Origin of the sequence: Microbacterium sp., assembly GCF_035554235.1 — a bacterium.
In the GTDB taxonomy this organism is placed as follows: Bacteria; Actinomycetota; Actinomycetes; order Actinomycetales; family Microbacteriaceae; genus Microbacterium.
The window spans coordinates 1-11,516 of sequence record NZ_DATMIO010000017.1 but is presented as its reverse complement, the minus strand read 5'-3'; the positions used below and the strand labels follow the sequence as shown (position 1 = coordinate 11,516).

11 protein-coding genes, 1 pseudogene and 1 riboswitch are annotated in these 11,516 nt (G+C 70.5%); of the genes and pseudogenes, 7 read left to right on the top strand and 5 right to left on the bottom strand.

The genetic code is table 11. The features are described 5' to 3' along the window. Positions 1 to 690 (top strand): tryptophan--tRNA ligase (trpS, locus tag VNT50_RS00900; RefSeq protein WP_325483226.1); only part of this gene is annotated, 690 nt, incomplete at its 5' end. Positions 691 to 737: 47 nt separating this feature from the next. Then, the gene (locus VNT50_RS00895; RefSeq protein ID WP_325483225.1) at positions 738 to 1,610 is read left to right on the top strand and encodes an Fpg/Nei family DNA glycosylase; all 873 of its coding nucleotides are present in this window, start codon (positions 738 to 740) and stop codon (positions 1,608 to 1,610) included. A 259-nt stretch (positions 1,611 to 1,869) separates the two neighbouring features. Here VNT50_RS00895 and glpK read toward each other — a convergent pair whose 3' ends face one another. Both glpK and VNT50_RS00885 read right to left on the bottom strand, forming a co-directional pair. Further along, the gene (gene glpK / locus VNT50_RS00890) at positions 1,870 to 3,408 is read right to left on the bottom strand and encodes a glycerol kinase GlpK (RefSeq protein WP_325483224.1); all 1,539 of its coding nucleotides are present in this window, start codon (positions 3,406 to 3,408) and stop codon (positions 1,870 to 1,872) included. A 68-nt stretch (positions 3,409 to 3,476) separates the two neighbouring features. Then, the gene (locus VNT50_RS00885) at positions 3,477 to 5,201 is read right to left on the bottom strand and encodes a glycerol-3-phosphate dehydrogenase/oxidase (protein WP_325483223.1); all 1,725 of its coding nucleotides are present in this window, start codon (positions 5,199 to 5,201) and stop codon (positions 3,477 to 3,479) included. A 167-nt stretch (positions 5,202 to 5,368) separates the two neighbouring features. After that, a riboswitch (FMN riboswitch) is annotated at positions 5,369 to 5,533 on the top strand. 50 nt (positions 5,534 to 5,583) lie between these two features. On the opposite strand from VNT50_RS00885, the gene ribD reads away from it, so the two are divergent. From ribD to VNT50_RS00860, 5 genes are read left to right on the top strand one after another with little or no spacing between them, the layout of a single operon-like run. After that, entirely contained in the window at positions 5,584 to 6,633 is a 1,050-nt protein-coding gene (gene ribD, locus VNT50_RS00880) for a bifunctional diaminohydroxyphosphoribosylaminopyrimidine deaminase/5-amino-6-(5-phosphoribosylamino)uracil reductase RibD (protein ID WP_325483222.1), read from the top strand. After that, the gene (locus VNT50_RS00875) at positions 6,634 to 7,272 is read left to right on the top strand and encodes a riboflavin synthase (protein WP_325483221.1); all 639 of its coding nucleotides are present in this window, start codon (positions 6,634 to 6,636) and stop codon (positions 7,270 to 7,272) included. Beyond that, complete coding sequence (gene ribA / locus VNT50_RS00870; protein WP_325483220.1) at positions 7,269 to 8,534, top strand: GTP cyclohydrolase II; 1,266 nt, start codon at positions 7,269 to 7,271, stop codon at positions 8,532 to 8,534. The genes VNT50_RS00875 and ribA overlap by 4 nt, the downstream gene beginning before the upstream one ends. Further along, entirely contained in the window at positions 8,531 to 9,004 is a 474-nt protein-coding gene (ribH, locus tag VNT50_RS00865) for a 6,7-dimethyl-8-ribityllumazine synthase (protein WP_325483219.1), read from the top strand. The genes ribA and ribH overlap by 4 nt, the downstream gene beginning before the upstream one ends. A gap of 58 nt (positions 9,005 to 9,062) precedes the next feature. Continuing rightward, positions 9,063 to 9,425, top strand: a complete 363-nt coding sequence (locus VNT50_RS00860) for a Fe-S protein (RefSeq protein ID WP_325483227.1) — start codon at positions 9,063 to 9,065, stop codon at positions 9,423 to 9,425. 62 nt (positions 9,426 to 9,487) lie between these two features. Here the strand turns inward: VNT50_RS00860 and VNT50_RS00855 are convergent, their stop codons facing one another. The 3 genes and pseudogenes from VNT50_RS00855 to VNT50_RS00845 form a co-directional block, all read right to left on the bottom strand. After that, on the bottom strand, positions 9,488 to 10,306 hold the full coding sequence (locus VNT50_RS00855; RefSeq protein ID WP_325483218.1) for an ABC transporter permease: 819 nt from the start codon (positions 10,304 to 10,306) through the stop codon (positions 9,488 to 9,490). Further along, the gene (locus VNT50_RS00850; RefSeq protein WP_325483217.1) at positions 10,303 to 11,193 is read right to left on the bottom strand and encodes an ABC transporter permease; all 891 of its coding nucleotides are present in this window, start codon (positions 11,191 to 11,193) and stop codon (positions 10,303 to 10,305) included. The genes VNT50_RS00855 and VNT50_RS00850 overlap by 4 nt, the downstream gene beginning before the upstream one ends. After that, a pseudogene (locus tag VNT50_RS00845) lies at positions 11,190 to 11,516 on the bottom strand (ABC transporter ATP-binding protein); the annotation flags it as partial. The gene VNT50_RS00850 and the pseudogene VNT50_RS00845, both read right to left, overlap by 4 nt.

The following is an 11,516-nucleotide window of genomic DNA, read 5'->3' as shown; positions in this document are numbered from 1 at the left end:
GGCCGCATGACGCAGTTCAAGGACAAGTCGCAGCGCTACGGCTCGGAGGCGACGTCGGTCGGACTCTTCACCTATCCGGTGCTGATGGCAGCCGACATCCTGCTGTACCAGACCGACATCGTGCCGGTCGGTGACGACCAGAAGCAGCACGTCGAGCTCACCCGCGACCTCGCCGAACGGTTCAACACTCGCTACGGCAAGGCGTTCGAGGTGCCGATGCCCGTCATCCAGAAGGACACGGCGCGCATCTTCGACCTGCAGAACCCGACGTCGAAGATGTCGAAGTCCGCGGAGTCCGACGCCGGGGTGCTCTGGATGCTCGACGAGCCGGCGGTCAGCGCCAAGAAGATCATGCGCGCCGTGACCGACAGCGAGGGCGCGGTGCGCTTCGACCGCGAGGCCAAGCCCGGCGTGTCCAACCTGCTCGTCATCTACGCCGCGCTCACCGGCCGGCAGATCCCCTCGATCGAGGACGAGTACGCGGGCCGCGGGTACGGCGACTTCAAGAAGGGCCTCGCAGAGATCGTGGTCGAGGAGTTCGGTCCGGTGCGCGAGCGTGCGCTGGCGCTGCTCGATGACCCCGCCGAGCTCGACCGCGTTCTCGCGAACAACGCCGCGAGGGCTTCGGAGGTCGCAGGCCGCACACTCGGCGACGTCTACGACAAGGTCGGGCTGCTCCGCCGCAAGTAACCCGGCTGGGGTCTCCGCGCGTCGGCGGCGCGTGCCAGGATAGGCGCATGCCGGAGATGCCCGAGGTGCAGGGCCTCGTCGACTTCCTGAGCGGCCGGACGACGGGACTCGAGATCACGCGCGTCACGGTCGCGTCATTCTCTGCGCTGAAGACCTACGAACCGCCGGTCGATGCGCTCCAGGGTGCCGCGATCCGGGGCGTGAGCCGGCGCGGCAAGTTCCTCGACATCGACGCCGGCACCGGCGAGGCGCCGCTGCATCTGGTGTTCCATCTCGCGAAGGCCGGGTGGCTGCGCTGGTACGACGCGCTCCCGAGCACGGTGATCAGGCCGGGCAAGACGCCGATCGCGCTGCGCGTGGGGCTCAGCGATGGCTCGGGATTCGATCTGACGGAGGCCGGCACCAAGAAGTCGCTCGCCGTGTATGTCGTGCGGGATCCGGGCGATGTCCCCGGCGTCGCGCGGTTGGGACCCGATCCCCTCGATGCGGGGTTCACTCTGGACGCGTTCTCCACTCTGCTCGAGGGCCGGCGCACCCAGATCAAGGGGGTGCTGCGCGACCAGGCGACGATCGCCGGCATCGGCAACGCCTACTCCGACGAGATCCTGCATGCCGCACGCATGTCGCCGTACGCCCTCGCCGCGAACCTCTCCCCCGAAGATGCCGCGCACCTCTACGGCGCGATGCAGGAGACGCTGACGGATGCCGTGGCCGAGGCATCCGGAAAACCACCGGCCGACCTCAAGGACGCCAAGCGACGCGGGATGCGCGTGCACGGCCGCGCGGGTCAGACGTGTCCCGTGTGCGGCGACACGGTGCGGAGCGTCTTCTTCGCCGACAACTCGCTGGAGTACTGCCCCACGTGCCAGACCGGGGGCAAGCCGCTCGCCGACCGGCGCCTGTCTCGGCTGCTGAAGTAGTCGGCCACCGGCGCTCCCTTTCCCTCGGCGTGGTCGCGGGTTTGGGGGCGCCGGGCTTACGGGTTTGGGGCGTCATCCTTCCCTCGGGGCGCGGCTCGTGCGCCCCAAGGGACGGAACGCGCCCCAAACCCGGGGTTGAGTCGGGCACCCGCGCAAGGCCTGTGGGTTTGGGGCGTCATCCCTCCGCCGGGGCGCGATTCGTGCGCCCCACGGGAGGGAACGCGCCCCAAACCCGTGAGCCTTGCGCGGGCGCGGAACCTCAGCCGTCGGAGGTGCCCATGAGCGCGCGGGCATCGTCGTCGACCCAGTCCAGCGACTTCGAGACGGCCTTCTTCCACTGCCGGTAGCGCTGCTCGCGCTCGGTCTCCGGCATCCGCGGTTCGAAGCGCACGTCCTCCTGCCAGTGCGCGCGCAGTTCGTCGCGGCTGGCCCAGACTCCCGTCGCCAGCCCCGCCGCGTAGGCCGCCCCGAGGGCGGTCGTCTCGATGACCTTCGGACGCACGACCGGGATGCCGAGGATGTCGGCCTGGAACTGCATGAGCAGGTCATCGCGCGTCATCCCGCCATCGACCCGGATCTCCGCGAGCGGGCGCCCGGTGTCGCCGATGACCGCCTCGACGACGTCGCGGGTCTGGAACGCCGTCGACTCCAGGGCGGCGCGCGCGATGTGCCCCTTGTGAACGAACCGCGTCATGCCCACGAGCGCGCCGCGCGCGTCCGGGCGCCAGTACGGCGCGAACAGCCCCGAGAACGCGGGCACGAAGTACGCGCCGCCGTTGTCGTCGACGCTGGCCGCGAGCGCCTCGACGTCTTCGGAGCGCTGGATGATGCCGAGGTTGTCGCGCAGCCACTGCACGAGCGAACCCGTCACCGCGATCGAGCCCTCGAGCGCGTACCGCGCGGGCTCGTCGCCGCAGCGATAGGCGACGGTGGTGATGAGACCGTGTGCGGAACGCACGATGTCGGTCCCCGTGCCGACGAGCAGGAAATTGCCCGTGCCGTAGGTGTTCTTCGACTCCCCGGCGTCGAACGCGGCCTGCCCGAAGGTCGCCGCCTGCTGATCGCCGAGGATGCCGGCGATCGGCACGCCGTCGGCCGCACCCGGCAGGCGCGCCTCGCCGAAGACCTCCGACGACGAGCGGATCTGCGGCATCATCGCCCGCGGGATTCCCCACGCCGTGAGCAGGTCGTCCGACCAGTCGAGCGTGCGCAGGTCCATCAGCAGAGTTCGGCTCGCGTTGGTGACGTCGGTGACGTGGATGCCGCCGCGCCGGCCGCCCGTCAGGTTCCACACGACCCAGGTGTCGGGCGTGCCGAAGAGAAGGTCTCCCGCTTCGGCGGCGGCGCGGCCGCCCGGCACGTGGTCGAGGATCCAGGCGATCTTCGAGGCCGAGAAGTAGGTGGCGAGCGGGAGGCCCGTGACGCCCGCGAACCGGTCGGTGCCGCCCTCGGCCGCGAGCGCGTCGATGCGCGGCTGCGTGCGGGTGTCCTGCCAGACGAGAGCATTGTGCACGGGCCGGCCGGTGCGCTTGTCCCACACGATCGCGGTCTCGCGCTGATTCGTGACGCCGATCCCGGCGATGTCGCTCGAACCGAGCCCCGCCTGAGACATCGCCGCCGAGACGACCCACTCGGTGTTCGTCCAGATCTCGACGGGATCGTGCTCGACCCACCCCGCGTGGGGCATGATCTGCCGGTGCTCCCGCTGGGCCACCGAGACGACGGCCCCCGTCGCGTCGAACACGATCGACCGCGTGGAGGTGGTCCCTTGGTCGATGGCCAGCACGTGATCGGCCACGCGCGGCTCCTTCCTCGCGGGGATCGGCCCGCCTCGATGGTCGGCGCGCATCGCCGCGCCCGGCAGCGTCAGGCTATCGCCCGGCGCGACGCCCCGTCCCACGTCGGGTCTGCCGCGTGAACGAGCGCCAGGGCACGGGTCGTCTCGAGCGCCCGGCGATCGGCATCCCAGCCCGCCACCGGCGCGATCGCCTCAGCGACCTCCGCGGCCGCGGCCTGCGTGACGGCTCCCGTGAAGGCGAGGCTCGTGCGGCGCAGCAGCACGTCGTCGAGGTGGACGACATCCTCCGCACGTGCGAGGAACCGCAGCTCACCCGTGGTGTACGAGGGAAGCAGCGCCAGCGGTGCATCGGAGTCGTCGGCGACGATCGCGGCGATCACCTCCGCCGCGAAGGTGCCGTACCGATCGAGCAGGGTTTCGACGCGGTCGGCGGGAAGCCCGTCCGCGTGCTGCGAGATCCACTGCGCGCGCTCCCCGGGCGTCGTCGGGTAACCGCGCCCGCCTCCGATCGAGACGCCCTTCGTGGAGCGGCGGCGCGGCCTGGCGAGCAGCGCGAGGGCGCGGTCGGCGAGGTTCTCGGCCGACGCACGGAACGTGGTCCACTTGCCCCCCACGAGGCTCAGCACGGTGGCGTCGCCGCCGGTCAGCTGCTCGGCCTCGATGCGGTAGTCGCGCGAAACGAACCCTGGGGCCATGTCGCCGTGGCCGGGAAGCGGTCGCACGCCCGCGAAGCGGTGGACGATCTGCGACCGGTCTACGGGGATCGCCGGCAGCACCTGCGCGACGAGATCGACGAAGTAGTCGACCTCCGCCTCGGTGCAGACCAGGGGATCGGCCATGTCGTGTTCGAGATCGGTCGTGCCCACCAGCACCCGCCCCTTGATCGGATAGATGAGCACGATGCGCCCGTCTTCGTTCTCGAAGAAGAGCTCGCGGCCGCCCGTGGCGGCGAGCAGCTCGGGGTGTTCGAGCACGATGTGCGAGCCCTTGGTGCCGCCCATGTAGCGGGTCGGATCGCCCAGCGAGAGGTTCGTGAGATCGGTCCACGGGCCCGAGGCGTTGACGACGACGGATGCCGCGAACGCCACCTCCCCGCCGGTCTCGGCGTCGCGGAGGATCACGCGGCCCCGGTCGACACCGACGGCCGACGTGTAGTTCACGGCGCGGGCACGCGCGCCGCCTACCGCCCGGCCGTCCCGAAGCACATCGATCGCGAGGCGCTCCGGATCGTGGAGCGAGGCATCCCAGTACGTCGCGGTGTACTTCACCGCGGGATTCAGCGCGGGCAGCTCTTCGAGCGAACGCCGGCGTCCGTAGAACGTGTGGCGCGGCACCCTGCCGCCGCCGCGCGAGAAGGAGTCGTAGATGACGAGGCCGGCCTTGATGAGCAGGGCGCCGCGTTCGCGGCTCTTCCCGCCGCCGTGGCGGAGGAAGCGCAGCGGAGCGCTCAGCACTCCTGAGAACGTCGCGAAGATCGGGATCGTGGTGCGCAGCGGCCGCACGAAGTGCGGGGCGAGGCGCAGGAGCGCGTTGCGCTCGGTCACGGCTTCCTGGACGAGGCGGAACTCGCCGTTCTCGAGATAGCGGATGCCGCCATGGATCATGTGCGATGACGCCGCGGACGCGCCGCTCACGAAATCGTCGCGCTCGACGAGCGCGACGTCGACCCCTTGCATTGCGAGATCTCGGAAGGTCGCGAGGCCGTTGATGCCGCCGCCGATGATGAGCACGTCCGCGTAGGGGCGCGCCGCGAGCTCTTCGAACCCGGGCCTCGGCCGGAGCGCCTCGGTCATGTGGTTCCCCCCTCGAGAAGCGTCTCCTTCATCATGCAACGAGTGCGCGGCAGACGGGCGCCGGCGCACCTGAGACTCCGATGCCTGCCCCCTTCGAAGTCACCGAGAACTTTATGCGACGACATGGAATGAACTCGCGCAGGGGGCGTTGACTACACTCAGAGCAGTACGTGCTCCGGGGTCGGTGAGAATCCGAACCGGCGGTGACAGTCCGCGAGCCAGGGCATCAGCATCCGATGATTTCGAATGCCGCCCCGGCTGATCCGGTGGAATTCCGGAACCGACGGTGATGCAGGTGAAGGCCTGCGAGTCCGGATGGGAGGCAGCACGCGCGCGAGCATGCGCGCCGCCGCGACCCCGGACACCTCAGTGGAGGATCGGGATGGCAGCGAGCGAAGCGGAGCGCACGGCGATGCGCCGCGCCCTCGACCTCGCGGGGCGAGGACCCGTCGGGGTCAACCCGCAGGTGGGCGCCGTGCTCCTTGCGCGAGACGGAACCACCCTCGCCGAGGGCTGGCATCGCGGCGCGGGCACGGCTCACGCCGAGGTCGATGCGCTCTCCCACCTCCCCCACGGGGGCGCCGCAGGCGCGACGGCGGTCGTCACCCTCGAGCCCTGCAATCACACCGGACGCACCGGTCCGTGCGCGCTCGCCCTGATCGATGCCGGCGTCACCCGCGTGGTCTACGCGCTCGATGATCCCGTCGCCTACTCGCACGGGGGCGCCGACCGGCTGCGTGCGGCGGGCGTGGATGTCGAGGCCGGTGTCGAAGCGGATGCCGCGCGCGCGCTGATCGGACCCTGGATCACCGCCGCCCGCCTGGGGCGGCCGCACGTCACGGTCAAGTGGGCCCAGAGCCTCGATGGGCGCGCCGCAGCCGACGACGGCACGAGCCAGTGGATCACGGGGCCCGAGGCGCGCGCCGATGTGCACCGCCGTCGCGCCGACGCAGGCGCCATCGTGGTCGGCACCGGCACGGTGCTGGCCGATGACCCTGCGCTCACGGCGCGGGGACCGGACGGCGCGTACGCCACGCAGCCCCTGCCCGTGGTGATCGGTGCACGTGAGACGCCGCAGGATGCCGCGATCCGCCGGCACCCCCGGCATCCGCTGTTCTTCCCCTCCCACGATCTCGAGACCGTGCTCGCCGACCTGCACCAGCGCGGCGTGCAGCGCGTCTTCGTCGAAGGCGGACCCACACTCGCGAGCGCCTTCATCGCGGCAGGACTCGCCGACGAAGTGGTCGCCTACATCGCCCCCGTGCTGCTCGGGGGCGGGCGCCTCGCGCTCACCGACATCGCGGTGCCGACGATCGCGGCGGCGCGACGGCTCGCCGTCACCGACATGCAGCGACTCGGCGACGACCTGCTCGTGGTCGCCACCCCGATCGATCACCCGCGGGCGCACGCCACGCTGGCCGAAGGAGCCTGAATGTTTACCGGAATCATCGAGGAACTCGGCGAGATCATCGCGATCGAACCGTCCGGCGATGGCGTGCGGCTCACCGTCCACGCGCCGGTGGCGGTCTCGGATGCCGCGCACGGCGACTCGATCGCCGTGAGCGGCGTCTGCCTCACCGTCGTCGATCAGGATGCCGCGTCGTTCACCGCCGACGTCATGAAGCAGACCCTCGACATGTCAACGCTCTCGGGGCTGGGTGTCGGTTCGGCCGTCAACCTCGAGCGGGCCACCGCCACCGGCGGCCGCCTCGGCGGGCACATCGTCCAGGGCCACGTCGACGGCACCGGCGAGGTGCTCGAGGTGCGACCCGGCGCCCAGTGGCGCGTGCTGCGTGTCGCGCTGCCCGCCGAACTCGCCCCGCTCGTGGTCGACAAGGGATCCATTTCCGTCGACGGCGTCTCGCTCACGGTCAGCGACGTGAGCGCCCCGTCCGAGCCGGCGCCGTGGTTCGAGGTCTCGCTCATCCCCGAAACCCTCACCGCGACCACTCTCGGCGCCTGCGGGCGGGGCGATCGCGTCAACCTCGAGACCGACATCCTGGCCCGCCACGTGCAGCGCCTGCTCGCCTTCACTCCCCGCACCGCAACGAACGAAGGAGGCTCCCGATGAGCCTTGGCACCATCCCAGAAGCCCTGGAGGCCCTCAAAGCGGGACGCCCCATCATCGTCGCCGACGACGAGAACCGCGAGAACGAGGGCGACGCGGTCATCTCCGCGGAGCTCGCGACACCGGAGTGGATCGCATGGATCGTGCGCTGGTCGTCGGGGTTCATCTGCGCCCCCATGACGGCCGAGATCGCCGATCGCCTCGACCTGCCGCCGATGGTCGCGGTCAACGAAGACGCGCGCGGCACCGCATACACCGTGAGCGTCGACGCCGCCGAGAACGTCACCACCGGCATCAGCGCGGCCGACCGCGCGCACACGCTGAACGTGCTCGCAGACGCCTCGTCGACGCGCGACAGCCTGAACCGGCCCGGCCACATCCTGCCCCTGCGCGCGGTCGACGGCGGCGTACGGGAGCGCGGAGGGCACACCGAGGCGTCGGTCGAACTCATGCGCCTCGCGGGGCTGCGCCCCGTGGCCGCGATCGCCGAGATCGTCGCAGAGGACGGCAGCATGCTGCGCCTGCCCGGGCTCTTGGAGCTGGGCAAGCGCGACGGCGTGCTGGTCATCACGATCGAGCAGCTCGTGAAGTACCTGGAAAAGACCGAGCCGCGACCCCTGCCGATGCATCCGCATCGTCGCCGGGTCAGCCTGCGCGCCGACGCGACGGTGCCGACGGCGCACGGGGAGTTCCGGTTCCTGGCGTACAAAGACAGGGTCACGGGCACCGACCACATGGCCGTCGTCTCGGGCGAGCTCTCCGAGGCGCCGCTCGTGCGCGTGCACTCCGAGTGCCTGACCGGCGAGGCGTTCGGCTCGCTGAAGTGCGAATGCGGTCCCCAGCTCGACGCCGCGCTGGATGCCATCGAGCGCGAGGGCGGCGTCGTCATCTACATGCGCGGCCACGAGGGGCGGGGCATCGGCCTCATCAACAAGCTGCGTGCCTACAGCCTGCAGGAGCGCGGCCTCGACACCGTCGATGCGAACCTCGCGCTGGGGCTGCCGGCCGACGCCCGCGACTACGCCGCGGCCGCCGGCATCCTGGCCGACCTCGGGGTCGAGCGGGTGCGCCTGCTGACCAACAACACCGACAAGGTGACGCAGCTGCGCGAGCTGGGGCTCGAAGTCGTCGAGCAGGTGCCGCTCATCGTCGGCATCGGGCCGAACAACCACCAATACCTCCAGACCAAGCGCGACAGGATGGGACACGTGATCGGACAGGACGAGATCGCCGAGGCACTCGAGCGTCTGGGTGGCGAGCGATGAGCGGCAAGGGCGCGCCCGCCGCGGGCACCGTCGACGGCACGGGCCTCGACGTCGTCGTGATCGCGGGCATGTGGCATGACGTCATCACCGACGGACTCATCGACGGCGCGGTGCGCACGCTGGATGCCGCGGGGGCGACGCACCGCCTGGTGCGGGTTCCGGGGTCGTTCGAGCTCGCCCTGGCGGCGCAGGCCGCCTTCGCGGGCGGCGCGGACGCGGTCGTGGCGCTGGGCGTCATCATCCGCGGCGGCACCCCGCATTTCGAGTACGTGTCGGCCGCCACGACCGAGGGCCTGACACGCGTCGCTCTCGACGCCGGCAGACCCGTCGGCTTCGGCGTGCTGACCCTCGACGACGAGCAGCAGGGCCTCGACCGGGCGGGCCTGCCCGGCTCGATCGAGGACAAGGGCGCCGAAGCCGCGGATGCGGCCGTGCGCACGGCGCTCGTGCTCCGCGAACTGCGCGGCTGAGCGGGCGCGTGCCCGCCTTGGTGGCGGGCGACCGCCCAAGGGTAATACCGTGAGTGCCATGGATCCCCTCGTAACCCTCCGGTCCGTCGTCGTTCTGGTGCACCTCAGCGGGTTCGCCGTGCTGTTCGGCTCGTGGGCGGTCGAGGTCTACAACCGCCGGGTGCAGGTGACGCGGCTGATGGACATCGGCCTCGCCATCGCGGGGATCGCGGGGCTCGTTCTCGCCGCGCCGTGGGGCCTCGACCACGACCTGAACTACGCCAAGCTCGGCGTCAAGCTCGTCGTGCTGCTCGTCATCGGCGCGCTGATCGGGATGGGGTCGGTCCGCCAGCGCAAGACCGGCTCGCTGCCGCCGGCGATGTTCTGGGCGATCGGCATCCTGACTCTGCTCAATGCGGGCATCGCGCTCGTCTGGCGCTGAGGCGCGGCTGAACTCGACTCTCGTGCCGCCGCGAACCACGCGGCATCCGTCGTTCTCGCTGCTCAGTCGAGGAAAAGCGCCCGCAGCCGCTTCGTCGTGAAGACGAGGCCGACGGCGATCATCACGACGTAGTAGAGGACGCTCCACAGCATCCCCCAGTAGAGGGCACCCGTGGTCAGGCCGCGCACGAGCTCGACGCCGTGGTACAGGGGGAAGATCCGCACGATCACCTGGACCCATTCGGGGTAGACCGTGATCGGGTAGAGCGTGGCGGAGAACAGGAACATCGGCAGCAGCACGAAGTTGATCCAGTCCATCTGCTGGAACGCCTTCATGTAGCTCGTCACCGCCATGCCGAGGCTGGCGAACCCGAAGGCGATGAGCAGCACGGCCGGCAGCGCGAGGACCGCCGTCCACGCGAGGTTGAGCCCGAAGATCTGCATGATGATCATGAAGCCGGTGGCGTAGAGCAGGCCGCGCATGAGCGCGTACAGGATCTCGCCGAGCGCGACATCGAGCGGACCGAGCGACGTCGAGAGCATGCCCTCGTAGAGCTTGCCGTAGTTGAGTTTGAAGAAGACGTTCCACGTGGAGTCGTAGATCGCCCCGTTCATCGCCGAGACGGCGAGCAGGGCGGGGGCGATGAACGCGGCGTACGAGACCTCGACACCGGCCGAGGTCTGCACGTCGCCGATCAGCGCGCCGAGGCCGATGCCCATCGACGCGAGGTAGAACACCGGCTCGAAGAAGCCCGACAGCACCACCACCCAGCTCGACGAGCGCGCGGCGATCAGGCCGCGCTGCACGACCGCGCCCGGGTTTCCGGCCCAGAGGGCGCGCACGCCGCCGACGCGGCGGGGGGCCTCGGTCAGGGCGGTCACTTGGCCAGCCTCCGCTCGAAGATGCGACGGCCCAGGATGTAGCCGACGACGGTGAGGCCGACGAGGTAGACGACGTGGACGACAAGCATGAGCGGCGCGATCGGCAGCCCGTAGGTCAGGAACCGGCCGAGCTCCGACGCGTGCCAGAGCGGCGAGACCCACCCGATCCACTGCAGCCACAGCGGCAGGGTGACGAGCGGGTAGAAGGTGCCCGAGAAGAGGAACATCGGCATGAAGATGAAGCGCTGCACGAGCGCGAACTGGCCCTTGTCGTCTTCGATCGATCCGGCGTAGGCCATGAGCGGAATGCCGAATGCCAGGCCCGCCACGAGGGCGACGAGGATCGTCAGCCAGCCGCGGGAGAGGTCGGGGATGGCGCCGAAGAGATAGAGGAACGCGGTGTACGCCACCGCGACGACCGCCATGCGGGCGGCCGCGCCGAAGACGACCCCCGTCGCGATCTGCGGCGACGACAGCGGCGACGCGTTGAAACCGAAGAAGTACCGCCGCCACTTGAACCCGGCCATGACCGGGTAGGTGAACTCTTCGCTCGCGACGGCGATCGTCGAGGTCATGAGCAGGGCCGGGGCGACGAAGACGAGGTACGGAACCTCGACTCCCCCTTGCACGACCGGCGCGTCGATGAGGGCCGCGAGACCCACCGCGAGGCCGAGGAGGTAGAGGATCGGCTGCCCCAGGGCGCCGACGATGATCGTCCAGCCGTACGCGCGCATCGCGCGCAGCATGTGCTCGGTGACGTACCAGGCGCCGCGCGCACGCGGCTTGCGCCCCCACTCCATGGCCTCCGTGCGGAGCTGGTCGAGCGTGGGCTGGGCGAGAGCGGATGCCGCGCCCGGCGGCGCCCCCGACGCACGAGGGGCGCTCATTCGACCAGCGACCTTCCCGTGAGGCGGAGGAACACGTCTTCGAGGCTCGAGCGGCGCACGAGCGAGGTGATCGGGTCGAGACCGAGTTCGGTGACGCGCTCGAGCGCCTTCTCGCCGTTGTCGGCGTAGATGAGCACGCGGTCGGGCAGCACCTCGACCCGGTCGCCGATGCCCTCCAGCCGTGGGGCGATCCGCTGGTTGCGGTCGGAGCCGAATCGCACCTCGAGCACCTCGCGCGAGGAATGCTCGCGAATGAGCGAGGATGGCGTCCCCTCCGCCATGATCCGGCCCTTGTCGACGACGATCAAGCGGTCGCAGAGCTG

Excerpts from the sequence above, each read along its gene's own strand:
- VNT50_RS00895 (WP_325483225.1), top strand. The coding sequence starts at position 738 with ATGCCGGAGATGCCCGAGGTGCAGGGCCTCGTCGACTTCCTGAGCGGC.
- VNT50_RS00885 (WP_325483223.1), bottom strand. The coding sequence starts at position 5,201 with ATGACCGAGGCGCTCCGGCCGAGGCCCGGGTTCGAAGAGCTCGCGGCG.
- ribD (WP_325483222.1), top strand. The coding sequence starts at position 5,584 with ATGGCAGCGAGCGAAGCGGAGCGCACGGCGATGCGCCGCGCCCTCGAC.
- VNT50_RS00875 (WP_325483221.1), top strand. The coding sequence starts at position 6,634 with ATGTTTACCGGAATCATCGAGGAACTCGGCGAGATCATCGCGATCGAA.
- ribA (WP_325483220.1), top strand. The coding sequence starts at position 7,269 with ATGAGCCTTGGCACCATCCCAGAAGCCCTGGAGGCCCTCAAAGCGGGA.
- ribH (WP_325483219.1), top strand. The coding sequence starts at position 8,531 with ATGAGCGGCAAGGGCGCGCCCGCCGCGGGCACCGTCGACGGCACGGGC.
- VNT50_RS00860 (WP_325483227.1), top strand. The coding sequence starts at position 9,063 with ATGGATCCCCTCGTAACCCTCCGGTCCGTCGTCGTTCTGGTGCACCTC.
- VNT50_RS00850 (WP_325483217.1), bottom strand. The coding sequence starts at position 11,193 with ATGAGCGCCCCTCGTGCGTCGGGGGCGCCGCCGGGCGCGGCATCCGCT.